General features: G+C 55.5%; 19 protein-coding genes. 10 read left to right on the top strand and 9 right to left on the bottom strand.

Annotation, left to right across the window (positions count from 1 at the left end; all coding sequences use genetic code 11):
* Positions 1–121: 121 nt before the first annotated feature.
* Together ACE38U_RS11470 and aqpZ are read right to left on the bottom strand one after the other, a co-directional pair.
* Positions 122–1,021, bottom strand: a complete 900-nt coding sequence (locus ACE38U_RS11470; RefSeq protein ID WP_038474118.1) for a LysO family transporter — start codon at positions 1,019–1,021, stop codon at positions 122–124.
* A gap of 149 nt (positions 1,022–1,170) precedes the next feature.
* Positions 1,171–1,866, bottom strand: coding sequence for an aquaporin Z (gene aqpZ / locus ACE38U_RS11475; RefSeq protein WP_038474115.1), 696 nt, complete (start codon positions 1,864–1,866; stop codon positions 1,171–1,173).
* Positions 1,867–2,277: 411 nt separating this feature from the next.
* Here aqpZ and ACE38U_RS11480 point away from each other — a divergent pair, with 411 nt between their 5' ends.
* Positions 2,278–3,933: an ATP-dependent endonuclease gene (locus tag ACE38U_RS11480; protein WP_375529778.1), complete on the top strand. Its 1,656-nt coding sequence runs from the start codon at positions 2,278–2,280 to the stop codon at positions 3,931–3,933.
* 21 nt (positions 3,934–3,954) lie between these two features.
* On the opposite strand, the gene ACE38U_RS11485 is transcribed toward ACE38U_RS11480, so the two are convergent.
* Complete coding sequence (locus tag ACE38U_RS11485; RefSeq protein ID WP_375529779.1) at positions 3,955–4,902, bottom strand: VirK/YbjX family protein; 948 nt, start codon at positions 4,900–4,902, stop codon at positions 3,955–3,957.
* 141 nt (positions 4,903–5,043) lie between these two features.
* Here ACE38U_RS11485 and macA point away from each other — a divergent pair, with 141 nt between their 5' ends.
* Positions 5,044–6,159 (top strand): macrolide transporter subunit MacA, encoded by a 1,116-nt coding sequence (gene macA, locus ACE38U_RS11490; RefSeq protein ID WP_038474106.1) that lies wholly within the window; start codon positions 5,044–5,046, stop codon positions 6,157–6,159.
* The gene (gene macB / locus ACE38U_RS11495; protein WP_375529780.1) at positions 6,156–8,102 is read left to right on the top strand and encodes a macrolide ABC transporter ATP-binding protein/permease MacB; all 1,947 of its coding nucleotides are present in this window, start codon (positions 6,156–6,158) and stop codon (positions 8,100–8,102) included. Before macA ends, macB begins: the two co-directional genes overlap by 4 nt.
* 88 nt (positions 8,103–8,190) lie before the next feature.
* Here macB and cspD read toward each other — a convergent pair whose 3' ends face one another.
* Positions 8,191–8,412 (bottom strand): cold shock-like protein CspD, encoded by a 222-nt coding sequence (cspD, locus tag ACE38U_RS11500; protein WP_038474100.1) that lies wholly within the window; start codon positions 8,410–8,412, stop codon positions 8,191–8,193.
* A 323-nt stretch (positions 8,413–8,735) separates the two neighbouring features.
* Here cspD and clpS point away from each other — a divergent pair, with 323 nt between their 5' ends.
* A complete protein-coding gene (gene clpS / locus ACE38U_RS11505) occupies positions 8,736–9,056 on the top strand; it encodes an ATP-dependent Clp protease adapter ClpS (RefSeq protein WP_008461103.1) in 321 nt (106 codons plus the stop codon).
* Between the two features lie 27 nt (positions 9,057–9,083).
* Positions 9,084–11,357: an ATP-dependent Clp protease ATP-binding subunit ClpA gene (gene clpA, locus ACE38U_RS11510; RefSeq protein ID WP_038474097.1), complete on the top strand. Its 2,274-nt coding sequence runs from the start codon at positions 9,084–9,086 to the stop codon at positions 11,355–11,357.
* 98 nt (positions 11,358–11,455) lie between these two features.
* Here the strand turns inward: clpA and infA are convergent, their stop codons facing one another.
* The 5 genes from infA to trxB all read right to left on the bottom strand — a co-directional run bounded on the left by infA (position 11,456) and on the right by trxB (position 17,277).
* The gene (gene infA / locus ACE38U_RS11515; RefSeq protein ID WP_002211347.1) at positions 11,456–11,674 is read right to left on the bottom strand and encodes a translation initiation factor IF-1; all 219 of its coding nucleotides are present in this window, start codon (positions 11,672–11,674) and stop codon (positions 11,456–11,458) included.
* 284 nt (positions 11,675–11,958) lie between these two features.
* Positions 11,959–12,654: a leucyl/phenylalanyl-tRNA--protein transferase gene (aat, locus tag ACE38U_RS11520; protein WP_375529781.1), complete on the bottom strand. Its 696-nt coding sequence runs from the start codon at positions 12,652–12,654 to the stop codon at positions 11,959–11,961.
* 53 nt (positions 12,655–12,707) lie between these two features.
* On the bottom strand, positions 12,708–14,429 hold the full coding sequence (gene cydC, locus ACE38U_RS11525; RefSeq protein ID WP_375529782.1) for a heme ABC transporter ATP-binding protein/permease CydC: 1,722 nt from the start codon (positions 14,427–14,429) through the stop codon (positions 12,708–12,710).
* Complete coding sequence (gene cydD, locus ACE38U_RS11530; RefSeq protein WP_375529783.1) at positions 14,429–16,195, bottom strand: heme ABC transporter permease/ATP-binding protein CydD; 1,767 nt, start codon at positions 16,193–16,195, stop codon at positions 14,429–14,431. The genes cydC and cydD overlap by 1 nt, the downstream gene beginning before the upstream one ends.
* 113 nt (positions 16,196–16,308) lie before the next feature.
* A complete protein-coding gene (gene trxB / locus ACE38U_RS11535; RefSeq protein WP_375529784.1) occupies positions 16,309–17,277 on the bottom strand; it encodes a thioredoxin-disulfide reductase in 969 nt (322 codons plus the stop codon).
* Positions 17,278–17,769: 492 nt separating this feature from the next.
* Here trxB and lrp point away from each other — a divergent pair, with 492 nt between their 5' ends.
* The 5 genes from lrp to serS all read left to right on the top strand — a co-directional run bounded on the left by lrp (position 17,770) and on the right by serS (position 25,627).
* Positions 17,770–18,264, top strand: coding sequence for a leucine-responsive transcriptional regulator Lrp (gene lrp, locus ACE38U_RS11540; protein ID WP_000228469.1), 495 nt, complete (start codon positions 17,770–17,772; stop codon positions 18,262–18,264).
* Positions 18,265–18,385: 121 nt separating this feature from the next.
* A complete protein-coding gene (locus ACE38U_RS11545) occupies positions 18,386–22,099 on the top strand; it encodes a DNA translocase FtsK 4TM domain-containing protein (RefSeq protein WP_375529785.1) in 3,714 nt (1,237 codons plus the stop codon).
* A gap of 176 nt (positions 22,100–22,275) precedes the next feature.
* On the top strand, positions 22,276–22,887 hold the full coding sequence (gene lolA, locus ACE38U_RS11550; RefSeq protein ID WP_038474073.1) for an outer membrane lipoprotein periplasmic chaperone LolA: 612 nt from the start codon (positions 22,276–22,278) through the stop codon (positions 22,885–22,887).
* An 8-nt stretch (positions 22,888–22,895) separates the two neighbouring features.
* Positions 22,896–24,239, top strand: coding sequence for a replication-associated recombination protein A (locus tag ACE38U_RS11555; protein ID WP_375529786.1), 1,344 nt, complete (start codon positions 22,896–22,898; stop codon positions 24,237–24,239).
* Between the two features lie 95 nt (positions 24,240–24,334).
* On the top strand, positions 24,335–25,627 hold the full coding sequence (serS, locus tag ACE38U_RS11560) for a serine--tRNA ligase (protein ID WP_038474067.1): 1,293 nt from the start codon (positions 24,335–24,337) through the stop codon (positions 25,625–25,627).
* Positions 25,628–25,643: the final 16 nt, after the last annotated feature.

Below are 25,643 nucleotides of genomic sequence, written 5' to 3' on the forward strand. Positions count from 1 at the left end.
TTTTAAATACATGTTTAAGGTTAGGCCTCAGCAGAACAGGTTTAAAGGACTTTTTGGCGCAACTTAAAGGGAGATTGATATAGCTCAACTTTGGCGGCAGCAGGCTACCGCCAGAGAGGTATCAGGAGGCGAAGAAGGCCATCAGCAGCGGCGTCAGCAGGCTAAGAATAAAGCCGTGCACGATGGCGGCAGGCACAATTTCCACGCCGCCGCTGCGCTGCAGAACCGGCAGGGTAAAGTCCATCGAGGTCGCACCGCAAAGGCCAAGCGCCGTAGAGCGGCTGCGGCGAACCAGGGCCGGGATCAGCATAATCGCCAGCAGTTCGCGCACCAGGTCATTAAAGAAGGTGGCGCTGCCGATAACCGGCCCGTAAGACTCGGTCATCAGGATCCCGGACAGCGAGTACCAGCCAAACCCGGAAGCCATGGCCAGGCCGGTCTTGATCGGCAAGCCGAGAATCATGGCGTTTATCACCCCGGCGACCATCGAGCTCAGGACGACCACGACGGCGACTATCATACCGCGACGGTTGAGGACGATTTGCTTGATGGTCATGCCGCTGTTACGCAGCTGAATACCGACCAGCAGCAGCAGGAAGATAAGCGTGTATTCGCTTGCCTCGGTGGCATGTTGCAGTACTTCGAACCCGCTCAGCCCCAGCAGGAAACCGAGGGCGACCACGCCGCAAAGCTGCAAAGACTCCAGCGCCATCGCCAGGCGTGATGGCAGTTTTTCCTGTTTATGTTGGTGCCGCCAGGGCAGAGAACGTTCCAGCAGTAAAAGGCCGGCTACGTTACACAGCATAATCACGGCCACGCTGATGACAGAGTAATGCAGGATGGTCAGCAGATTGCTGGCGAGGTTATCGAGAAACGCCAGGCTAATGCCCATCAGGAACAGGATCACGTAAACAATCCAGCTCAGCAGGCGGTTAATAAGCTTAAGCAGGTGAGTTTGTTTCAGTGGGATCAGGTAGCCGGCGATCAGCGGCACCAGGATAATAAGCAATCCTGAGAGCATGGGTGGGACAGTCCTTGTAGTTAAAATGTTACGACGGATGTCACACTACCGAAAGAAAGGAAACGAGTCGAGTAGAGACGAAGAAAAAGGTTTACGCGGGAGAGGATGGGGGAAATGGCAGGCTCACCGGGGTAAGCCTGCATAATGACTTAGCTACGTTTTTCCAGCAGCGTACGATAAATAACGCCGCCCAGGATCCCACCAATAATTGGCATGACCCAGAATAACCACAGCTGATCCAATGCCCAACCGCCCTGGAAAATAGCGACTGCGGTACTGCGCGCCGGGTTTACAGAAGTGTTGGTGACTGGAATGCTAATCAGGTGAATTAAGGTTAATGCCAGACCAATGGCAATCGGGGCAAAACCTGGGGCTGCGAATTTGTCCGTAGCGCCATGAATAACAATTAAGAAACCACAGGTTAATACGATTTCAATAACAATGGCGGACAGCATGGAATATCCACCCGGTGAATGTTCACCGTAGCCGTTGGAGGCAAAACCGCTGGCCGCAGCATCAAAGCCGGTTTTACCGCTGGCGATTAAATACAGAATACCCGCAGCAACAATACCGCCAATGACCTGGGCAATGATGTAGCCAATCACTTCTTTTGCCGGGAAGCGACCACCGGCCCACAGGCCAAGGGTAACCGCGGGGTTAAAGTGCCCGCCAGAGATATGACCGACGGCAAATGCCATGGTCAGCACGGTTAAACCAAATGCCAGTGCCACACCCACGAAACCAATGCCTAATTCAGGGAATGCTGCCGCTAATACCGCGCTACCGCAGCCACCAAATACCAGCCAGAATGTCCCGAAGAACTCGGCTGCTAATTTTCTAAACATAACCACCTCTTCTAAAAGCAAGAAACAACTTACGGCTCACGCGCTAAATCACACGAACCCGATTGTCGCTAATTCACCGTCATTAAGTGAATGACGAAAGTAATATTAAATACGCGTTAATATTAGGTATTTCGCCAATTCGCCACCAGCACAATAAATTCCTGTTTTTTGATTTAGGGCAATGAGGTGTTATTCCTTTTATGAGGAGAGGTGTCGGAAGTATAGATTATCTTTGAATGAAGTAAGAATATTCTGGATAACAAAAAATAGCTCCCCAGCATGAATTGATTATGATAATTGCGGCGTGTTTTATCCCTTAACGCTTTGACATCGTGTAGTTACATTGCTCTCCCGCTTGCCGCTATACTCGAAAAGAACGATGGAATTTAAGGCGGATGCACAGGAGGCGGTATGTTTCTCGAGCGGGTTGAGGTTGTTGGCTTTCGTGGTATTAACCGTTTGTCGTTAATGCTTGAGCAAAACAATGTGCTGATTGGCGAAAACGCCTGGGGTAAATCGAGCCTGCTGGATGCGCTGACGCTGCTGCTTTCTCCGCACCGGGAGCTGTACCATTTTGTACGCGAGGATTTCTATTTTCCACCGGGTGAGATGCACGGGCGTGAAAGCCATCTGCATATTATTCTGACGTTTCGTGAGGCGGCACCTGGCCACCATTTAGGACGGCGATACAGGAATCTCGCTCCGGTCTGGATTGCCGGTAGCGACGGATTTCATCGTATCTATTATCGCCTGGAAGGGGAGCTTGGGGATGAAGGGACGGTACTCACGCTCCGCAGTTTTCTCAACGCTCACGGCCAGCCGCTGACGCTGGATAATATCGACGAAATGGCGATGCACATTACGCGCCTGAATCCTGTCCTGCGGCTCAGGGACGCCCGCTTTATGCGGCGGCTACGCAATGGCGGGATGCCCGAAATGCCGGATACGGAGCTGACGGCGCGCCAGCTGGATTTTCTGGCGCGGGAGCTGGTGTCGAGACCGCAAAACCTCACCGACGCGCAGCTACGGCAGGGACTTTCGGCCATGGTGCAGCTGCTGGAGCACTATTTTTCTGAACAGGGCGCGGTGGCTCATCAGCGCCTGATGCGGCGACGTTCCCATGATGAGCAGCGCAGCTGGCGCTATCTGGATGTGATCAACCGAATGATCGACAAGCCGGGCAGCCGTTCGCACCGCATGATCCTGCTGGGCATGTTTTCTACCTTGCTGCAGGCGAAGGGCAGCATTGCGCTCGATCGCGATGCCCGTCCGCTTCTGCTGGTGGAAGACCCGGAAACACGCCTGCACCCGATCATGCTGTCTGTCGCCTGGCATCTGCTCAATCTGCTGCCGCTGCAAAAGATCACCACCACAAATTCCGGCGAATTACTCTCGCTGACGCCGGTTGAGCATGTGTGTCGCCTGGTGCGTGAATCTTCGCGCGTGGCGGCATGGCGATTAGGGCCGGGCGGCATGAACGCGGAAGACAGCCGGCGAATTGCTTTCCATATTCGTTTTAACCGCGCCTCTTCCCTCTTTTCCCGCTGCTGGCTGCTGGTGGAAGGTGAAACCGAAGTGTGGGTGATGAACGAACTGGCGCGACAGTGTGGGCACCATTTTGATGCCGAAGGCGTGAAGGTGATTGAATTCGCCCAGTCCGGCCTGCGCCCTCTCATTAAGTTCGCCCGGCGCATGGGCATTGAGTGGCACGTGCTGGTCGACGGCGATGACGCCGGTAAAAAATACGCCGCCACGGTTCGCGGCCTGCTGGATAACGATCGCGACCAGGAACGCGATCATCTTACGGCGCTTCCGGCTCTGGATATGGAGCACTTTATGTATCGGCAGGGGTTTTCAGACGTGTTTCATCGCGTGGCACAGCTGCCCGATAACGTGCCGATGAATTTGCGCCGGATTATTACCAAGGCTATTCATCGTTCGTCAAAGCCGGATTTAGCCATTGAGGTGGCGCTGGAGGCGGGGCGTCGCGGCGTGGATGCGGTTCCACCGCTGTTTCGTAAAATGTTTTCCCGGGTGCTTTGGCTGGCTCGTGGCCGGGCGGATTAACGCCCGGCTCGCCATTCGGGTTTAGAAGTGGCTGTTGATATTGCTCATCATGCCGTCCAGAAGCTCATAGCGGCGGCGGTATTCCGCACGTTTTTTGCTCGCAATATCTTCCAGTGGTTTGCGCTCAACGCTGGACGGCAGGGCAAACAGGCCGTCGGCGCGCAGCTCGCCGCTCATGGATTTCCAGAAACTGTCATAGTCAGCGTGTAGGCTGTCTTTTTTCTTCTTCTCATAGCGCCAGGAGCGGTAGATATGCGTGCTGTTGCTCACCGCCAGAATGCGTTCCGCGTCGAGAAGCTTCGCCAGTTCACAGGCCACTTCAAGCAGAATGCGTTTCGGGAACAGGCCGTGGCAGGCTTTGGTCGCAGCCTGAATTGCTTCATGAGGAACCCAGGGTTTTGCCCCTTGCAGGCAGCCTATGAAGAGGGTGTTTTTACCTTCAAACTGGTTGAGGGTGAAGGTAATGCGCGCCAGCGGAACGCCGTCTTCATTACAGAAGTTCAGGAATGCTTCCCCTTCCTTGCCTTCGATATCATGGGAGGTAAGGTCGATAAACATCAGTTCGTTGTTCTTGCCCACCAGCGTTGCCAGGCGGTAGCCTTCGGTAGCGAAATGCCCGTGGAGCAGCTTCTTCGGCATCTTCTCGGCAATTTTTTGGTAGTGGTAACCGATGGTGTCACGCGTATGCTTGCGGTTAAGCGGCAGCGCGAGGTAAGGGCGATGCAGGCGGCAAGGCAGCCCCGGCTGAGCGTTTAGCATGCTGGCGAGGTGCGGCTGGCTGGCAAGATTATTCATCAGGCTGGCGGTATGCACAGGCATCGCCAGTGAGCGCAAAATAAACTTGCGGCGATAAGCCTTCTTACTCCAGGATGCTCCCGGCTGCCACTCACCTGTTGCTAAAGAAAGGAAGAGTTTCCAGCCCGTTTGAGGCAGGGTTTCGGTGATTTGGGTGGCAGCGATCTGGGACATAATTAAAACCTGAATTCGACTAAGATGGCGCTATTTCAGCACGCCGGATATCAACCGACATTCAATCACTGTTACACTTCTTCACATTGTGCAGTTTGTTTAAGATTTGTTTAATCATGCTTTGTCTATTTCAGGACTTATATGAAACTTAAGGGAAAATTCAAAAAACGTTACTGGCTCTACGCGCTATTAGTGGTGATATTTTTCCTCTGGCTATGGCAGTTTTTGCATGCGCCAACCCCGCAATACCAGACGATGATTGTGCGTAAGGCTTCTCTCCAGCAAAGCGTTCTGGCTACCGGAAAGCTTGATGCCGTGCGCAAGGTTGACGTGGGTGCGCAGGTGAGCGGGCAGTTAAAAACGCTGTCGGTGAGCATTGGCGATAAAGTGAAAAAAGATCAGCTTCTGGGGGTTATCGATCCGGAACAGGCGGAAAACCAGGTTAAAGAGGTGGAGGCCACGCTGATGGAACTGCGGGCGCAACGCATGCAGTCCGAAGCCGAAAGCAAGCTTGCCGCAGTAACGCTTTCTCGTCAGCAGGCGCTGGCGAAGACCCAGGCTGTATCACGTCAGGATCTGGATAAGGCAGCAACCGATCTGGCGGTCAAACAGGCGCAGATTGGTACCATTGATGCACAAATCAAGCGTAATCAGGCCTCACTCAGCACCGCGAAAACGAATCTTGAATTTACCCGCATTGTTGCCCCAATGGCGGGCGAAGTGACGCAAATAACGACGCTGCAGGGGCAAACCGTGATTGCCGCTCAGCAGGCGCCGAATATCCTGACGCTGGCGGATTTAAGCACCATGTTGGTGAAGGCGCAGGTGTCCGAAGCCGATGTGATTCACCTTAAGCCGGGCCAGAAAGCCTGGTTCACCGTGCTGGGAGACCCGATGACCCGCTATGAAGGCGTGCTTAAGGATATCCTGCCGACGCCGGATAAGGTCAACGAGGCTATCTTCTACAATGCGCGTTTTGAGGTGCCGAATCCGAAAGGCATTCTGCGTCTCGATATGACCGCGCAGGTGCATATTCAGCTGGGTGGCGTAAAAGATGTGCTGACCATTCCGCTGGCCGCGCTGGGCGAACCGATTGGTGATAATCGCTATAACATCACCGTGCTGCGCAACGGCGAAACGAAAGTGCGTGAGATAACCATCGGCATGCGTAACGACACCCAGGTTCAGGTCGTGAACGGGCTGGAAGAAGGCGAAGAGGTGGTGACTGGTCGCGCCAACGCCGGGAGCAGCAAATGACGGCGCTGCTTGAGCTAAAGGATATTCGTCGTAGCTATCCCTCCGGTGAAGAGCAGGTGGAGGTGCTGAAGGGCATCAGCCTGACGATTGAGGCCGGGGAAATGGTGGCGATTGTCGGTGCATCCGGCTCCGGCAAGTCTACGCTAATGAACATTCTTGGCTGTCTGGATAAGCCAAGCCACGGGAGCTACAAGGTGGCTGGCGTGGATGTCGCGGGGCTGGATAACGATGCGCTGGCGACGCTACGCCGCGAGCATTTCGGCTTTATCTTCCAACGTTACCATCTGCTCTCTCACCTGAATGCTTCGCAAAACGTTGAGGTTCCTGCGGTCTATGCCGGGACAACGAGAGCCCAGCGGCAGCAGCGTGCGCACGAGTTGCTGGGGCGTCTTGGGCTGAAGGAGCGGGTGGAATATCTTCCTTCGCAGCTTTCGGGCGGGCAGCAGCAGCGGGTCAGTATCGCACGTGCGCTGATGAACGGCGGGCAGGTGATTCTGGCCGATGAACCCACCGGTGCACTCGACAGCCATTCCGGCGAAGAGGTGATGGCAACCCTGAAGCAGCTTCGTGAGCGCGGGCATACGGTGATTATCGTGACCCACGACCTGGCGGTTGCGGCGCAGGCTCAGCGTATTATCGAAATTCGCGACGGCGAAATTATCAGCAACCCGCCGCCGGTTCATCAGCCTGCGGCGCGGGCGGTTGAAAATCAGGCGCTAAGAAGCGGCTCATCCGTACAGCAGGTTATCAGCAGCTTCCGCGAGGCACTCGGTATGGCGTGGCTGGCGATGGCTGCAAACAAGATGCGCACGTTGCTGACCATGCTCGGCATTATTATTGGTATTGCCTCGGTGGTTTCTATCGTGGTGGTGGGTGATGCCGCCAAACAGATGGTGCTGGAAGATATTCGCTCCATCGGGACCAACACTATTGACGTTTATCCCGGTAAAGACTTCGGCGATGACGATCCGCAGTTCCAGCAGGCGCTGAAATATGATGATTTGCTGGCTATCCGCCAGCAGCCCTGGGTGAGTTCGGCCACGCCCTCTATTTCCAGCAATTTGCGCCTGCGCTACGGCAACGTGGATGCGGCGGCCAGCGTCAATGGGGTTAGCGGCGACTATTTCGATGTTTACGGCATGACGATGAGCCAGGGCGCAAGCTTTAATGACGAACAGATGAACGGCCGCGCGCAGGTCGTGGTGCTCGATGCCAATAGCAAAAGACAGCTATTCCCGAACAAAAGTGAGGTGGTCGGCGAAGTCGTGCTGGTCGGCAACATGCCGGCGACGGTGATTGGCGTGGCGGAAGAAAAACAGTCGATGTTTGGCAGCAGCAAGGTGCTACGCGTCTGGCTGCCTTATAACACGATGGCCGGGCGCGTGATGGGTCAGAGCTGGCTTAACTCGATTACCGTGCGGGTGAAAGAAGGCTATGACAGTCATGAAGCCGAGCAGCAGCTTAATCGCCTGCTGTTGCTGCGTCACGGCAAGAAAGACTTTTTCAGCTATAACATGGACGGGCTGTTGAAAACGGCGGAAAAGACCACACGTACTCTTCAGATGTTCCTGACGCTGGTGGCGGTGATTTCGCTGCTGGTGGGGGGGATCGGCGTTATGAATATTATGCTGGTGTCGGTTACCGAGCGGACCAAAGAGATTGGGATCCGCATGGCGGTTGGGGCGCGAGCCAGTGACGTGCTGCAGCAGTTTTTAATTGAGGCGGTGCTGGTGTGCCTGGTCGGCGGGGCGTTGGGGATTTCCCTGTCGCTGCTGATTGCCTTCACGCTGCAGCTGGTGCTGCCGGGCTGGCAGATAGGTTTCTCCCCGGTTGCGCTGCTCACCGCGTTTGGCTGTTCGACCGCGACGGGCGTGCTGTTTGGCTGGCTGCCGGCCAGAAACGCGGCTCGGCTGAATCCTATCGATGCGTTAGCGCGCGAGTAGCTCCAGTGGCTGACGATAAAAAAATGCCAGCCTTGCGGACTGGCATTTTATCTGCGGGATGTACACAATTAACCAGGGTTCCCGGGCGCTAGGCGACGGCTTCCGCCTCGTGGGGAACGATCAGGCTGGCATGGTTGCCTTTAGGTCCTTCGTGTACATCAAACCTGACAAGTTGCCCGGCTTTTAGCGTTCTGTATCCGTCCATCTGAATGGTGGAGTAGTGGGCGAAGATGTCTTCGCCGCCGCCTTCCGGGCAGATAAAACCGAACCCTTTGGCGTTATTGAACCATTTAACAGTACCCGTCTCCATGCTTCGACATCCTTCGTAAATCTTAATAGTGAGATGGAATCAACCGGTGGGTAAGGGCGGGCTGTTCAAAACCTCGCCAACTCACCCCGCTACAATGTAGATATTTTATACACTGCGTCAAGCATCTGGCGGGGCTGGTTGGGCAACAATGAGTCAAAAATTTGAAGCAGTTAACGCTATTGCCATTAATGTGATGCAGCTCGCTTACGGGAAAAAGTAGCGGGATCGAATACGATGCAATACGTTTGCTAAAAGCGTATTACACTCAATATAAGGCCTTGCCTGACAGTGTGTTGGGCTTCAACAAACGATGATAAATCGAAATGGGTAAGACGAACGACTGGTTGGACTTTGACCAAATGGCGGCGGATAAACTGCGCGAAACGCTAAAACCGCCCTCCATGTATAAAGTTATACTGATGAACGACGACTACACGCCAATGGAATTTGTTATTGACGTACTGCAAAAGTTCTTTTCTTATGATGTTGAACGTGCAACGCAGTTGATGCTCACGGTTCACTATCAGGGTAAAGCTATCTGTGGCATCTTTACTGCAGAAGTAGCGGAAACCAAAGTGGCGTTAGTGAACCAGTATGCAAGGGAGAACGAGTACCCGCTGCTGTGTACGCTAGAAAAGGCCTGACAAGGCCGATAATTTGGGGAGGTGCCTATGCTCAATCAAGAACTGGAACTCAGTTTAAACATGGCTTTCGCCAGAGCGCGCGAGCACCGACATGAATTTATGACCGTCGAGCATCTGTTACTGGCGTTGCTCAGTAACCCATCTGCCCGCGAAGCGCTGGAAGCGTGTTCTGTGGACATGGTGGCGCTGCGACAGGAACTCGAGGCCTTCATCGAACAAACCACGCCGGTCCTGCCACCTAACGTTGAAGAGCGCGACACTCAGCCGACGCTCAGCTTCCAGCGTGTGCTGCAGCGAGCGGTGTTCCACGTCCAGTCCTCCGGGCGCAGCGAAGTCACCGGCGCCAACGTGCTGGTGGCCATTTTCAGCGAGCAGGAATCCCAGGCGGCCTATCTGCTGCGCAAACATGAAGTGAGCCGCCTTGACGTGGTGAACTTCATCTCTCACGGCACGCGCAAAGACGAACCGAATCAGTCTTCGGGCTCTGAAAACCCGGTCAACGAAGAGCAAGCAGGCGGGGAGGAACGTATGGAAAACTTCACCACCAATCTTAATCAGCTTGCGCGCGTTGGCGGGATCGATCCGCTGATTGGCCGCGATAAAGAGCTGGAGCGTGCTATTCAGGTTCTGTGCCGTCGCCGTAAAAATAACCCGCTGCTGGTCGGTGAATCCGGCGTGGGGAAAACCGCGATTGCCGAAGGGCTGGCGTGGAGAATCGTGCAGGGTGACGTGCCGGAAGTGATGGCCGACTGCACTATCTATTCGCTGGACATTGGTTCTCTGCTGGCCGGTACCAAATACCGCGGTGATTTTGAAAAACGTTTTAAAGCGCTGCTGAAACAGCTCGAGCAGGATAAAAATAGCATCCTGTTTATCGATGAGATTCACACCATCATCGGCGCGGGTGCGGCTTCCGGTGGCCAGGTTGATGCCGCTAACCTGATTAAACCGCTGCTGTCCGGCGGTAAAATCCGCGTGATTGGCTCGACCACCTATCAGGAATTCAGCAACATCTTTGAAAAAGACCGTGCTCTGGCACGTCGCTTCCAGAAGATTGATATTACCGAGCCAACCGTTGAAGAGACGGTGCAGATAATCAACGGCCTGAAGCCGAAATATGAAGCGCACCACGACGTACGCTACACCGCGAAGGCCGTTCGCGCGGCGGTTGAGCTGGCGGTGAAATACATCAATGACAGGCACCTGCCGGATAAGGCTATTGACGTCATTGATGAGGCGGGCGCACGTAGCCGCCTGATGCCGGTCAGCAAACGTAAGAAAACCGTTAACGTGGCGGACATCGAAACCGTGGTCGCTCGCATCGCGCGTATCCCGGAAAAAAGCGTTTCCGCGAGCGATCGCGATACGCTGAAAAGCCTGGGCGACCGTCTGAAAATGCTGGTGTTTGGCCAGGATAAGGCGATTGAGGCGCTGACTGAAGCTATCAAGATGAGCCGCGCTGGTTTGGGGCAGGATCATAAGCCTGTGGGCTCATTCCTGTTTGCCGGGCCAACCGGTGTCGGTAAGACTGAAGTCACCGTCCAACTGGCGAAGTCGCTGGGCATTGAGCTGCTGCGCTTTGATATGTCCGAGTACATGGAGCGTCATACCGTGAGCCGCTTGATTGGTGCGCCTCCAGGCTATGTCGGCTTCGATCAGGGTGGCCTGCTGACGGACGCGGTCATTAAGCACCCGCATGCCGTTCTGCTGCTCGATGAAATCGAAAAAGCGCATCCGGATGTCTTTAACCTGCTGCTGCAGGTGATGGATAACGGGACGCTGACCGACAACAACGGGCGTAAGGCGGACTTCCGCAACGTGATCCTGGTAATGACGACTAACGCCGGGGTCCGGGAAACTGAACGTAAGTCCATCGGGCTTATCCGTCAGGACAACAGCACCGACGCGATGGAAGAGATCAAAAAGATCTTTACGCCAGAGTTCCGTAACCGTCTCGACAACATTATCTGGTTCAACCATCTCTCTACCGAGGTGATTCATCAGGTGGTGGATAAATTTATCGTCGAGCTTCAGGTGCAGCTGGATCAGAAAGGCGTTTCGCTGGAAGTTAGCCAGGAAGCGCGTGACTGGCTGGCCGAGAAGGGGTATGACCGTGCGATGGGCGCTCGCCCAATGGCGCGTGTCATTCAGGACAGCCTGAAAAAACCGCTGGCTAACGAGCTGCTGTTCGGCAGCCTGGTGGACGGCGGGCAGGTGACGGTGGCGCTGGATAAAGACCAGCAGCAGCTGACCTTCAACTTTGTGAGTGCGCAAAAGCACAAGCCGGAAGCCGCGCACTAGCGCCGTACGACGAGCATAAAAAAGGCCGGGCATTGCCCGGCCTTTCTATTACGACTAACTCTCAACGCCGCCCATCTCAGGCCGCGGAATCGAAACTATCAACGGCTACGGAAGACAATGCGGCCTTTGCTCAGGTCGTACGGGGTCAGCTCAACGGTGACTTTGTCGCCCGTCAGAATGCGGATGTAGTTTTTGCGCATTTTACCGGAGATATGAGCGGTAACCACGTGCCCGTTTTCCAGCTCAACGCGGAACATGGTGTTAGGTAACGTATCAAGTACGGTACCCTGCATTTCAATATTGTCTTCTTTGGCCATCTAATCCTCTGGGGTATCACTACCGTAGTTTGAACCGGCAAGATAATGCCGAAGTTCGCTTATCATGTAAAGAATTGTTGGTGAAATCACCAATGAAAGTGCATTTTGCTTATTACCCGCCGGGTCACAGCTTGCGCATAGCAACGTCTGCGATGAAGAACGCAAAGAGATAAATGAGAGGGTATTCCCTTAAACAATAAATCCCAAACGATGGCGGGGTAGCAGGCAAAAGCCACTTAGCGGCGCTAATTATAACACCCTCACATAAAATGTGTTGTTAAACATTATTGTTCCAGCGTCTGCGGAACCCAGCAGTGAGGGCCTAAATGCTGCGGGCGAAGCTCCGCTAATGCCTGGAGATAATCCCGGCGGGGAATTTCTATCACGCCCAGCGAAGCCGTGTGCTCATTAAGCACCTGGCAGTCGATCAATTTGCCGCCGTGGCGAATAAAATGTTGGCAGAAAACCAGCAGCGCAGTTTTTGAGGCATTAACTCGTCGGCTGAACATAGATTCGCCGCAAAATAGCGCGCCTTGCGCGACGCCGTACATGCCGCCAACCACCTCTTCGCCGTCCCATACCTCAATGGAATGTGCATGGCCTAATTCATGCAGGCGTAAATAGGCTTCTACAATTTCTGCGGTTATCCATGTCCCTTCATTGCGGTCGCTCGCGCAGCCGTATAGCACGTGTTCAAAGGCATGGTTTAGCGTAACTTTATAAGGCGCAGCGCGGTGAAAGCGCTTCATGCTGCGGCTGAGGTGGAACTGCTCCGGATACAGCACGGCGCGAGGATCAGGGGACCACCACAGGATAGGGTCCCCGGGAGAAAACCACGGAAAAATACCGCGCTGATAGGCCATCAGCAGACGAGCGGGGCCAAGGTCGCCGCCAAGAGCCAGTAACCCATTGGGTTCACGCAACGCCCCTTCCGGCGAAGGAAAGGCAATCGAGTCACGAGAAAGCTGCACCAGGCGCATGACGACAAAAACTCCAGAGCAATATTGTATTGATAATAGTCTATTCAGAACGCCTAAAGGCGCTGGCGAAATTGATAATAACGTCCACCGGACGCCATCAATTCGGCGTGATTACCTTGCTCAATTATCTGCCCATTGTCCATCACAATTATGCTGTCAAAAGCGTTCAACCCCCGCAGCCGGTGGGTGACCATTAGCACGGTTTTATTCCTGGTGACTTCGGCTAATAAATCAAGAATTTGACGCTCGGTTTCCGCATCCAGCCCTTCGGTAGGTTCGTCCAGCAGCATGAGAGGGGCGTTGTGCAATATCGCTCTCGCAATCGCAAGGCGGCGGAGCTCACCGCCGGACAGCTGACGGCCGCCTTCACCCAGCCAGCCGTTGAGTCCGCCGTCGTCCAGCAGTTTCTCCAGACCAACCTGGCCGAGGGCGGTGCTAAGCTGCTCATCGCTTGCCTCAGGGGCTGCCAGCAGCAGATTATCGCGCAGGGTGGCGCTGAACAGGTGCACACGCTGCGGTACGACGCTGGTTGCCCTGCGCAGCGTAGCTTCATCAAACGAGCTTAACGCGATGCCGTTAAGCTGAATCTCACCCTGCCGGGCATCCCATGCGCGAGTAAGTAATTGCAGCAGCGTAGATTTTCCGCAGCCGGTTTTGCCGAGAATAGCAATGCGTTGCCCGGCGTTGACGGACAAAGCGATATCTTTCAGCGCCGGCTGACTTTGCCCTGGATAGGTAAAGCTTACGCCACGAACTTCCAGAGCAGCCTGCTGTTGCTCGGGGTGCGAAGCTTCAGGGAAGGTAACTTCCGGCACCTGGCTGGTGATTTGCGTTACCCGTAGCGCAGAGGCAATAACCTGACCGAGATGTTGGAAGGCGCCGGTAACCGGAGCCATTGCCTCGAAGGCTGCCAGCGCACAAAACACAAACAGGGCAATCAGCGCGCCGGGAGACTGGCTTTCACCGACGCCCGCCGACGCCATCCACAGCATAGTCAGGACGGCAATGCCGCTGATAAGCAGCATGACGGCCTGTGACAGCGCCGTTAGCCCGGCCTGGCGGCGCTGAGCCTCCTGCCAGCTATTTTCTGTAGCGTCTAACTGTTCACGCGCGCGGGTTGCTGCGCCGAAAATGGTTAACTCTGCGTGGCTTTGCAGCCAGGCGGTCAATTGCTGACGATAGTGCCCGCGCTGGACGGTCAGAGCTTCACCGGTTGGCTGCCCGGCGCGATAAAACAGTGGCGGCAGCAGGAGCAGCGTCGCGAGTAAAATTCCGCCCAGGGTTAACGCCAGGGTGGTATCGAGAAAACTCAGGCCAAAAGTCACCACCACGATGACGACAAAAGCGCCGACGAGCGGTGAAATAACCCGCAAGTAGAGGTGATCTAGCGTATCGACGTCCGCAACGACCCGGTTTAACAGTTCACCTTGACGGAAGCGGGCCAGCCCGGCAGGGGAGAGCGGCAGCAGCTTGCTGAAGGTAGAAACACGTAAATGCTGCAGCACGCGGAAGGTGGCATCATGGCTAACCAGACGCTCGAAATAACGGCCTGCGGTGCGGGTAATCGCCGCGCCGCGAACGCCTGCGGCAGGCAGCATGTAGTTAAAGCTATAAAGCCCGGCAACGCCAACTACGGCAGACGCCGAAAGGAACCAGCCTGAGAGCGTCAACAGGCCAATGCTGGCGAGCAGCGTGATGATGGCTAGTACAACGCCTAAAGACAGTAACCACTTATGGCGACGATAGAGTGCCAGATAAGGCAACAGGGCGCGCATTAAATCTCCTCCTGACGGCTGGCCAGTAATACCGCAAAGGGGCCATCTTCGGCGGAAAGCTGAGCAAAACTTCCTTGCTGAACAATCTGCCCGTTACGCATCACCCATATTTGGTCCCAGTCGCTGATGTAATCCAGCTGGTGAGTGACCATCAGGGTAGTTTGCTGGCGGGATGCCTCAGTAAGCGCTTCCATAACGCGCTGTTCGCTATGAGCATCCAGGCTTGCCGCGGGTTCGTCCAGCAGCAAAACTCCGCAAGGCGCGAGCAGTGCTCTGGCAACGGCCACTCGCTGCGCCTGGCCCATGGACAAACGCGTAGACTGGTCGCCAGGTGAGGTATCGATGCCTTCAGGCAGCAGCGGCAGAAACTCTGTCACCGACGCTTTATCCAGCGCCGCCTGCAGGCTGGTATCGTCCGCCTCAGGCAAGCCCAGTAGCACGTTATCCCGAAGTGTTGCGGCCGGTAGCTGAGGGTTTTGTCCCACCCAGCTAAGCTGCGCACGCCACCAGTCTGGCGAAAGCTGCGCCAGCTCGACGCCGTTGATAAGCAGCTGGCCCTGGTAGGGAAGGAACCCGGAAAGGACATTCAGCAGGGAGCTTTTGCCCGCGCCGCTTTGACCGACCAGCGCCACGCGCAGCCCGGCAGGAAGCGTAAAGTTAAGCGGCCCGGCCAGCACTTTCCCCTCGGCAGACAGAATTGTCATTTCGCGAGCTTCGATAGCAAAAGGCCCGTTGCCGGACAGCTGCACCGTTCCCTGTGCGGGGTGCTGCAGCGGCGAGTCGAGGAAGGTCATCAGGGTATCTGCCGCGCCCACGGCCTGGGCTTTGGCGTGATAGAAGGTGCCCATATCACGCAGCGGCTGGAAGAATTCGGGAGCAAGAATAAGGGCCAGGAAGCCGGCAAACAGCGTTATGCCGGTGCCGTAGTGGCCAAAATTCAGCTCGCCAAGGTAAGAGAAACCGAAATAGACGGCAACCACGGCGATAGATAAAGAAGCGAAGAACTCCAGCACGCCGGAAGAAAGAAATGCCATGCGCAGCACTTCCATGGTGCGCTGGCGGAAGTCCTGACTAGCGGCACGAATGTTTTCGGTTTCCGCAGCGCCGCGGTTAAATACGCGGAGCGTTTCCATTCCGCGAAGGCGATCGAGGAAGTGCCCGCTGAGGCGCGCCAGCGCCTGAAAATTACGGCGGTTAGCATCGGCAGCGCCCATGCCTACCAGCGCCATAAAGATCGGGATAAGCGGCGCGGTGCCCAGCAAAATGAGCGCCGCTGCCCAGTTGATGGGAAAGATGGCGACGATAATCAGCAGGGGGACCATAACCGCCAGCGACATCTGGGGCAGGTAGCGCGCGTAATAGTCATGCATGTCTTCAATTTGTTCGAGGACCAGCGTCGCCCAACTGCCAACTGGCTTACCCTGAATCCAGGCTGGGCCGGCCTGGTGTAGCCTGTCGAGTACCTTGCGGCGAATTTCCTGGCGGATATGAAGTCCGGCATAAAAACCGACCTTTTCTCTCAGCCAGACGATCCAGGCGCGTAAAACAAACACCAGGACCAGCAAAATAAACGGCATGAGCAGTGCTTCACGCGGAATATTTTCCATAATCATATGCTGGAGAATGCGGGCCAGCAGCCAGGCCTGGGCAACAATCAGTAAACCACTGACCAAACCGAGCAGGCGTGACAGGCCGAGCCAACGGCGAGAGATGAGACTTTGCTGCTTTAGCCAGAGGCTAAGTTCTTGCTGACGGGTTTTATTCATCGCGTGCCAGATGCTGGTAGAAGAAGGAAATCTCAGGCAATTTTGACAGGCAATGTTACATGGCAGAAACAAGAAAGGCGACCAGCAAGGCCGCCTTTTTTAACATCTTTAATTTATTTACACTGTTCGGCCAGGCCGTCGAGATAGCGCTCGGCGTCCAGCGCGGCCATACAGCCGGTACCCGCGGAGGTAATGGCCTGACGATAGATATGATCCATCACGTCGCCAGCGGCAAAGACGCCAGGGATGCTGGTTTGGGTTGCGTTGCCGTGAATACCAGACAGCACCTTGATGTAGCCGTTTTCCAGCTCCAGCTGGCCGTTGAAAATCGCGGTATTCGGACTGTGGCCGATAGCCACAAATAAGCCGGCAACTTCCAGCTCTTCGATAATGTCGGTATTTTGCGTATCACGCAGGCGAAGGCCGCTGACGCCCATCTGATCGCCGGTCACTTCTTCCAGCGTGCGGTGGGTGTGCAGCACGATGTTGCCGTTCTGTACTTTATCCATCAGACGATTAATCAGGATCTTCTCCGCGCGGAAGCTGTCGCGGCGGTGGATCAGATGCACTTCAGAGGCGATGTTCGCCAGATACAGCGCTTCTTCGACTGCGGTATTCCCGCCGCCGATGACCGCGACTTTCTGGTTGCGGTAGAAGAAGCCATCGCAGGTGGCACAGGCTGAAACGCCGCGGCCTTTGAACGCTTCTTCGGAAGGCAGACCCAGGTAACGGGCAGAGGCGCCGGTCGCAATAATCAGCGCGTCGCAGGTGTATTCGCCGCTGTCGCCCACCAGGCGGAACGGACGGTTCTGCAGATCGACGCTGGTGATGTGGTCGAAGAGGATTTCGGTTTCGAACTTGGCCGCATGCTCGTGCATGCGTTCCATCAGTAACGGACCGGTCAGGTCGTTAGGATCGCCAGGCCAGTTTTCGACTTCGGTGGTGGTGGTCAGCTGACCGCCTTTTTCCATGCCGGTAATCAGTACCGGTTTTAAGTTGGCGCGTGCAGCGTAGACCGCTGCGGTATAGCCCGCAGGGCCGGAGCCAAGAATAAGCAGCTTACTGTGTTTAGCTGTGCCCATGAGATCCTCATTGAACGTTTACAGACAATGGGGGTGATTGTAGGGAATTCGTTGCATTAAAAAAAGAGTGCAGCAATGTTGTTAACGATGTGTGTCATCGATGCTGCCTATAAGCCCAATGAATATCACCGTCATGTGCATAAATAATCATTGTAATAGCACGGTAATCACGGGGCGAAAATGATGAATAATCATCAGCCAAAAGGAATATCTGGCACGTTCCACTAAAAATAGATGTTTTGCTTTGACAATCCCCTAAGCATTTGCGAAAACATTCGAGGAAGAAAAACATTTGGTGATGTGGAAGCCGCGTGCTCTCGCGCAAACCTGATGCAAATTTACCGAGTTATTGAAATTTACGCATGACGTGGACAGACGTTATGCGTGATGTCGATAGCAGCCGAAAGGCATCGGTCTTCTCACGTACACCCTGAACATTGACGTCACCAGGGTTATGGCAGGTGAAGGAAGGAATAGAGAGAGACAATAATAATGGTAGATAGCAAGAAGCGCCCGGGCAAAGATCTCGACCGTATCGATCGCAATATTCTCAACGAATTGCAAAAGGATGGGCGCATTTCTAACGTTGAGCTTTCCAAGCGTGTTGGGCTTTCGCCGACGCCGTGCCTTGAGCGCGTTCGTCGTCTGGAACGTCAGGGTTTTATTCAGGGCTATACGGCGCTGTTAAACCCGCATTATCTGGATGCCTCACTGTTGGTCTTTGTTGAGATTACTCTGAATCGTGGCGCCCCGGATGTGTTTGAGCAATTTAACGCCGCAGTGCAAAAACTTGAAGAAATTCAAGAGTGTCATCTCGTATCCGGTGATTTCGACTACCTGTTGAAAACACGCGTGCCGGATATGTCGGCGTATCGTAAACTCTTAGGTGAGACCCTGCTGCGTCTGCCGGGCGTTAACGACACCCGTACTTATGTTGTCATGGAAGAGGTCAAACAGAGTAACCGTTTGGTCATTAAGACCCGTTAATACGGGCCAGGTGCAAAATTGGCGTATTTTGGTTACACTCCTGGGAATCCATACAGCAACAGCTCCGGCATGCCGCCGGTGCTGTTGTCTCCATTGAGTTTAAGGACCTGGAGAGCCTTTCTTGAGCCAGGAATATACCGAAGATAAAGAAGTAACATTGCGGAAACTGAGCAGCGGGCGCCGTTTACTCGAGGCTTTGCTGATCCTTGTCGCCCTATTTGCCATCTATTTGATGGTTGCCTTGTTAAGCTTTAACCCCTCAGACCCTAGCTGGTCTCAAACCGCGTGGCATGAGCCTATCCACAATCTGGGTGGCGCGCCGGGAGCGTGGTTTGCCGATACGTTGTTCTTCATTTTCGGCGTGATGGCGTACACCATTCCGGTGATCATCATCGGTGGCTGCTGGTTCACCTGGCGGCAGCGCGACAGTGAAGAGTTCATCGATTATTTTGCCGTTTCGCTGCGCCTTATCGGCGTGCTTGCTATGGTGCTGACCTCGTGCGGGCTGGCGGCCATCAATGCGGACGATATCTGGTACTTCGCCTCGGGCGGCGTGCTGGGCAGTTTGCTCAGTACCGCTATGATGCCGTTACTTAACAGCAGCGGCGGCACAATTGCGCTGCTTTGCGTATGGGCGGCTGGTCTGACGCTGTTCACCGGCTGGTCCTGGGTCAGCATTGCCGAGAAGCTCGGCAGCGCGGTGTTAACCGTTCTTACGTTTGCCAGCAATCGCACCCGTCGGGATAACACCTGGCAGGATGAGGACGAGTACGAAGAAGAGCACCATGCAGACGAACAGCAGCACGTTTCTACCGAGAAGCGTGAATCCCGTCGGGCGCGTATTTTACGCGGGGCGCTTGCACGTAAGCAGCGTCTGTCGCAGAAGTTTGCTAACCCTAACGGCCGCAAAACGGATGCAGCGTTGTTCTCCGGCAAGCGGATGGACGATGCAGAAGACGACGTCCTGTTCAGCGCGCGTGGCGTAGAGGCCGACCCGAACGATGTGCTGTTCTCCGGGCACAAAGCGACGCTGCCGGAAGAGCAAGAATACGATCCGCTGTTCAGCGGGCATTCTGCCGTTGAGCCGATTGCTGCGGCCGCTGCGGCAACGACCGCTAACCAGTCGTGGGCAGCACCAGTGCCGCCGGTTGTGCCAATGCCTCCGGTATCCACACCGGCTCCAGTCGTTGAGGCCGAGCCCGCTGCTCCCGCGATTGCATGGGAACCAGCGCCGACAACGGTCACGCCAGAGCCGGTTATTGCCCCTGCTCCGGATCATTACGCTGCACCGCATCCAGCAAGCGTACAGCAGCAAGTTCCGCATGAGATCCATCAAAGCTGGGCTGAACCTGTTGCGCCTGCGGCTCAGCCATTCGCAGAGCCACAGCCGACGCCAGAGCCGGTAGAAGAGGTGAAATACGTTCGCCCGCCGATGTACCACTTTGAAGAAGTGGAAGAGAAGCGCGCCCGTGAACGTGAGCAGCTTGCGGCCTGGTATCAGCCCGTTAATGAGCCGAAGCCCGATCCTTATAACTATGCGCCAGCAACACCTGCGGTGCCTGAGCCTGTTCAGCCAACGATCCCGACACCAGCGCCAGTTTCAGCCCCGTTAACGGCGCCTGAAATGCCGGTGCCGGACGTGACCCAAACTGCATCGGGCGTGCAGCAGGCGGCAAAAATTGCGGCTGGAGCGGCGGCATTTTCACCGGTATTCAGCATTGCCAGCGATGCTCCGCGTCCTCAGGTAAAAGAAGGCATTGGTCCTCAACTGCCGCGTCCGAATCGGGTACGTGTCCCGACTCGCCGTGAGCTGGCGTCTTATGGGATAAAACTGCCTTCCCAGCGCATGGCCGAAGAGCAGGCCCGACTGGCGGAGAGCCAGCAGTCCGACGACGATTATGGCGATGAAAACGATGCGCTGCAGCAGCACGAGCTGGCCCGCCAGTTTGCGGCCCAGCAGCAGCAGCGTTATGGCGAAGAGTTCGACGACGAAACCTGGTCTGAAGAAGATCGGGCGGAAGCGGAAGAAGCCGAACTTGCGCGTCAGTTCGCTGCTCAGCAACAGCAGCGCTACAGCGAGCAGCCACAGCAAAATAACGCTCCGTTCTCACTGGATGATTTTGATTTCCAGTCATCGCTGAAAGAGCTGGTGGATGATACGCCGAGCGAGCCGCTGTTCACGCCGAGCTTTGAGCCTGTATCTCAGCCGGTTCAACACAGCCAGCCGGTTGCTCAGCCAGCCCAGTATGCTCAGGCGACGCAGCATCAGCCTGCCGCACCTGAGCCAAAAGAGAGCCTGATCCACCCGTTCCTGATGCGTAACGGCGACGATCGTCCGCTTCAGAAACCCACTACGCCGCTGCCGTCACTGGATCTGCTGACTTCACCTCCAACTGAAGTTGAGCCGGTAGATACCTTTGCGATGGAGCAGATGGCTCGTCTGGTGGAAGCCCGTCTGGCGGATTACCGCATTAAAGCCGACGTGGTGGATTATTCTCCGGGTCCGGTCATCACACGTTTCGAGCTGGATTTGGCTCCGGGCGTGAAGGCTGCGCGTATTTCGAACCTTTCCCGTGACCTGGCGCGCTCGCTGTCGACCGTTGCCGTGCGTGTGGTTGAGGTTATTCCGGGCAAACCGTACGTTGGCCTTGAACTGCCGAACAAAAAACGTCAGACCGTTTACCTGCGTGAAGTGCTCGACTGCGCTAAATTCCGCGACAACAGCTCTCCGTTGACCGTGGTTCTCGGGAAAGACATCGGCGGTGAGCCGGTGGTCGCAGATCTGGCGAAGATGCCTCACCTGCTGGTGGCCGGTACGACCGGTTCCGGTAAGTCGGTTGGCGTGAACGCCATGATCATCAGCATGCTGTACAAAGCGACGCCGGAAGAAGTTCGCTTCATCATGATCGATCCGAAAATGCTTGAGCTGTCGGTGTACGAAGGGATCCCGCATCTGCTGACCGAAGTGGTTACAGACATGAAGGATGCCGCGAATGCTCTGCGCTGGAGCGTGAACGAGATGGAGCGCCGCTATAAGCTGATGTCCGCGCTTGGCGTGCGTAACCTGGCAGGCTACAACGAGCGTGTGCTGGAAGCCGAGCGTATGGGGCGTCCGATTCCCGATCCGTTCTGGAAACCTGGCGACAGCATGGATGCTACCCATCCTGTGCTGGAAAAACTGCCGTATATCGTGGTGCTGGTGGACGAGTTTGCCGACCTGATGATGACGGTAGGCAAAAAGGTTGAAGAGCTGATTGCCCGTCTGGCACAAAAAGCACGTGCGGCAGGTATTCACCTCGTTCTGGCAACCCAGCGCCCATCGGTTGACGTCATTACCGGCCTTATCAAAGCCAACATTCCAACCCGTATCGCGTTTACGGTGTCGAGCAAAATTGACTCACGCACCATCCTTGACCAGGGCGGTGCGGAATCACTGTTGGGCATGGGGGATATGCTTTACTCTGCGCCAAACTCCACGACGCCGATTCGTGTGCACGGTGCCTTTGTCCGCGATGAAGAAGTTCATGCGGTGGTTCAGGACTGGAAAGCGCGTGGTCGCCCGCAATACATTACCGGTATTACCGAGGATGAAGGCAGCGGCGACGGCAGCGGCGGTGGTATGGACGGCGATGAAGAGCTGGATCCGCTGTTCGATCAGGCAGTCGCTTTCGTGGTTGAGAAACGTAAAGCATCCATCTCCGGCGTACAGCGCCAATTCCGCATTGGCTACAACCGTGCGGCGAGGATCGTTGAGCAAATGGAAGCGCAGGGGATCGTGAGTCCTCAGGGACACAACGGTAACCGCGAAGTTCTTGCTCCGCCTCAGTTTGAGTAATTCGGCTGAGTGCGAACCCACTGAGTGAATAAGAGCCGCACACGCGGCTCTTTTTGCAAAGATGGGTAAATTACCGGAAAATCAGCTTATTCTTCTGTTGCGGTAGGCAAAGACTTCACTACAGTGAGCAGCAGAAGCGCCATCGTCAGGTGGTCAATGCATCCAGAGGGAACATAATGAAAAAAATCGTAATTGCCTGTGCGCTATTATCCGCGATGACCGCAACCGGAGCCTGGGCTGACGCTGCGGGCGATCTGCAGGGTCGTCTCGATAAAGTCGGTAGCTTCCATGCCAGCTTCACCCAGAAAGTCACCGATGGCAGCGGGGCTGCGGTGCAGGAAGGCCAGGGCGACCTGTGGGTTAAACGTCCAAACCTGTTTAACTGGCACATGACCCAGCCTGATGAAAGCATCCTGGTGTCCGACGGCAAAACCCTGTGGTTCTACAACCCGTTTGTCGAGCAGGTCACGGCAACCTGGCTGAAAGATGCCACCGGCAATACGCCGTTTATGCTGATTGCCCGCAACCAGTCCAGCGACTGGAAGCAGTACAACATCAAACAGAACGGCGATGATTTTGTGCTAACGCCAAAAAGCAGCTCGGGCAACCTGAAACAGTTCACCATTAACGTGGGCCGCGACGGCACAATTCATCAGTTCAGCGCGGTGGAGCAGGACGACCAGCGCAGCAGCTATACTTTGAAGGCTCAGCAAAACGGTGCTGTGGATGCCGGTAAGTTTACGTTCACCCCGCCAAAAGGCGTTACGGTGGACGACCAACGTAAATAGAGGCTTGAGTGGGCAACCTGTCGCTCGATTTTTCAGATAATACCTTCCAGCCGCTGGCCGCGCGTATGCGGCCAGAAAACCTGGCCCAGTATATCGGGCAGCAGCATCTGCTGGCTGCCGGAAAACCGCTGCCCAGGGCCATTGAAGCAGGCCATCTGCATTCCATGATCCTCTGGGGGCCGCCGGGAACCGGTAAAACCACCTTAGCCGAAGTGATTGCCCGCTATGCAAACGCGGACGTCGAGCGTATTTCAGCGGTAACCTCTGGCGTGAAAGAGATCCGCGAAGCCATCGAGCGAGCGCGGCAAAACCGCAATGCCGGGCGGCGTACCATCCTGTTTGTGGACGAAGTTCACCGCTTCAATAAAAGCCAGCAGGATGCTTTTCTGCCGCACATTGAAGACGGCACCATCACCTTTATTGGCGCGACGACCGAAAACCCTTCGTTTGAGCTGAACTCGGCGCTTCTTTCCCGTGCCCGTGTTTATCTGCTGAAATCGCTCACCGTAGCGGACATCGAGCAGGTGCTCGAGCAGGCGATGAGCGATAAAGAGCGGGGCTACGGCGGGCAAAATATTGTGCTGCCGGACGAGACGCGAAAAGCCATTGCTGAACTGGTGAACGGCGATGCGCGTCGGGCGCTGAATACGCTGGAAATGATGGCGGACATGGCCGAGACAGACGCCAGCGGCAATCGTGTTTTACAGACTCAGTTGCTGACCGAGATTGCCGGCGAACGCAGCGCTCGCTTTGATAATAAAGGCGACCGTTTTTATGACCTTATTTCGGCGGTGCATAAATCTATTCGTGGCTCCTCGCCTGACGCCGCCCTTTACTGGTACGCCCGCATTATTAGCGCAGGCGGCGACCCGCTTTACGTTGCCCGGCGTTTGCTGGCCATCGCTTCGGAAGACGTGGGTAATGCCGACCCAAGAGGTATGCAGGTGGCGATTAGCGCCTGGGATTGTTTCACTCGCGTAGGGCCTGCGGAAGGGGAGAGAGCGATTGCCCAGGCAATTGTTTATCTGGCCTGCGCGCCGAAAAGTAACGCAGTTTACACCGCATTCAAAGCCGCAATGGCGGATGCGCGTGAGCGCCCTGATTATGACGTTCCCGTTCATCTGCGCAATGCCCCTACGAAGCTGATGAAAGAAATGGGGTATGGCCAGGAATACCGTTACGCTCACGATGAGCCGAACGCCTATGCTGCCGGGGAAGAGTACTTCCCGCCTGAAATGGCACAAACGCGCTACTATCGGCCGACCAGCAGAGGCCTGGAAGGTAAGATTGGCGAAAAGCTAGCCTGGCTTACCGATCAGGATCAGAAAAGCCCCACAAAACGCTACCGCTAATGCAGACGTTGCGGTAAGGTTAGCAAGACTACCAAAGCGGCCGCAGGCTGTGGCCGCACTCCCTTTAAATTCAATTCGATAAGCACAGGATAAGCATGCTCGATCCCAATCTGCTGCGTACAGAGCCAGACGCAGTCGCTGAAAAACTGGCACGCCGAGGCTTTAAGCTGGATGTAGAAACGCTGCGCTCTCTGGAAGAGCGTCGTAAAGTACTGCAGGTCAAAACGGAAAATCTGCAGGCTGAACGTAACTCGCGATCGAAATCCATCGGCCAGGCGAAAGCGCGCGGAGAAGACATTGAGCCGCTGCGCCTGCAGGTTAACCAGCTGGGCGAAGAGCTGGATGCAGCGAAAAACGAGCTTGATTCTCTGCTGGCGGAAATTCGCGATATCTCGCTGACCCTGCCAAACATTCCTGACGACTGCGTGCCGATGGGCAAAGACGACAGCGAAAACGTTGAAATTAGCCGCTGGGGCGAACCGCGCAAGTTTGATTTTGAAGTTCGCGACCACGTAACCCTGGGCGAAATGGCAAAAGGCCTCGACTTCGCCGCTGCGGTTAAACTGACCGGTTCTCGTTTTGTGGTGATGCAGGGGCAGATTGCTCGTATGCACCGTGCCCTGACCCAGTTCATGCTGGATCTGCACACCGAGCAGCACGGCTACATGGAAAACTATGTACCGTATCTGGTTAATCAGGACACCCTGTACGGTACTGGCCAGCTGCCGAAGTTTGGCGGAGACCTGTTCCATACCCGTCCGCTGGAAGAAGAAGCTGACAGCAGCAACTATGCGCTGATCCCAACCGCAGAAGTGCCGCTGACTAACCTGGTCCGCGACGAAATTCTCGACGATGAATCGCTTCCGCTGAAGCTTACCGCGCATACGCCGTGCTTCCGTTCTGAAGCGGGTTCTTATGGTCGCGATACCCGGGGTCTGATCCGTCAGCACCAGTTCGATAAAGTTGAGATGGTGCAGATCGTTCGCCCGGAAGACTCAATGGACGCGCTGGAAGAGTTGACCGGCCACGCGGAGAAAGTGCTTCAGCTGCTGGGTCTGCCATACCGTAAGGTGCTGCTGTGCAGCGGTGATATCGGTTTCGGTTCGGCTAAAACCTACGATCTGGAAGTCTGGTTGCCCGCGCAGAATACCTACCGTGAAATCTCTTCCTGCTCAAACATGTGGGATTTCCAGGCGCGTCGTTTACAGGCACGCTGCCGTAATAAGGCAGACAAGAAAACTCGCCTGGTACACACCCTGAACGGTTCCGGTCTGGCGGTTGGCCGTACCCTGGTCGCGGTGCTGGAAAACTACCAGCAGGCCGATGGCCGTATTCAGGTGCCGGAAGCGCTGCGTCCGTACATGAATGATCTGGAATACATCGGTTAATCAACCGTTTGTAACC

It is taken from the genome of Cedecea selenatireducens (assembly GCF_042138895.1).
GTDB classification, from domain to species: Bacteria; Pseudomonadota; Gammaproteobacteria; order Enterobacterales; family Enterobacteriaceae; genus Cedecea; species Cedecea selenatireducens.

Coding starts and splice junctions, on each gene's coding strand:
- ACE38U_RS11470 (WP_038474118.1), bottom strand. CDS start 1,021: ATGCTCTCAGGATTGCTTATTATCCTGGTGCCGCTGATCGCCGGCTAC.
- aqpZ (WP_038474115.1), bottom strand. CDS start 1,866: ATGTTTAGAAAATTAGCAGCCGAGTTCTTCGGGACATTCTGGCTGGTA.
- ACE38U_RS11480 (WP_375529778.1), top strand. CDS start 2,278: ATGTTTCTCGAGCGGGTTGAGGTTGTTGGCTTTCGTGGTATTAACCGT.
- ACE38U_RS11485 (WP_375529779.1), bottom strand. CDS start 4,902: ATGTCCCAGATCGCTGCCACCCAAATCACCGAAACCCTGCCTCAAACG.
- macA (WP_038474106.1), top strand. CDS start 5,044: ATGAAACTTAAGGGAAAATTCAAAAAACGTTACTGGCTCTACGCGCTA.
- macB (WP_375529780.1), top strand. CDS start 6,156: ATGACGGCGCTGCTTGAGCTAAAGGATATTCGTCGTAGCTATCCCTCC.
- cspD (WP_038474100.1), bottom strand. CDS start 8,412: ATGGAGACGGGTACTGTTAAATGGTTCAATAACGCCAAAGGGTTCGGT.
- clpS (WP_008461103.1), top strand. CDS start 8,736: ATGGGTAAGACGAACGACTGGTTGGACTTTGACCAAATGGCGGCGGAT.
- clpA (WP_038474097.1), top strand. CDS start 9,084: ATGCTCAATCAAGAACTGGAACTCAGTTTAAACATGGCTTTCGCCAGA.
- infA (WP_002211347.1), bottom strand. CDS start 11,674: ATGGCCAAAGAAGACAATATTGAAATGCAGGGTACCGTACTTGATACG.
- aat (WP_375529781.1), bottom strand. CDS start 12,654: ATGCGCCTGGTGCAGCTTTCTCGTGACTCGATTGCCTTTCCTTCGCCG.
- cydC (WP_375529782.1), bottom strand. CDS start 14,429: ATGCGCGCCCTGTTGCCTTATCTGGCACTCTATCGTCGCCATAAGTGG.
- cydD (WP_375529783.1), bottom strand. CDS start 16,195: ATGAATAAAACCCGTCAGCAAGAACTTAGCCTCTGGCTAAAGCAGCAA.
- trxB (WP_375529784.1), bottom strand. CDS start 17,277: ATGGGCACAGCTAAACACAGTAAGCTGCTTATTCTTGGCTCCGGCCCT.
- lrp (WP_000228469.1), top strand. CDS start 17,770: ATGGTAGATAGCAAGAAGCGCCCGGGCAAAGATCTCGACCGTATCGAT.
- lolA (WP_038474073.1), top strand. CDS start 22,276: ATGAAAAAAATCGTAATTGCCTGTGCGCTATTATCCGCGATGACCGCA.
- serS (WP_038474067.1), top strand. CDS start 24,335: ATGCTCGATCCCAATCTGCTGCGTACAGAGCCAGACGCAGTCGCTGAA.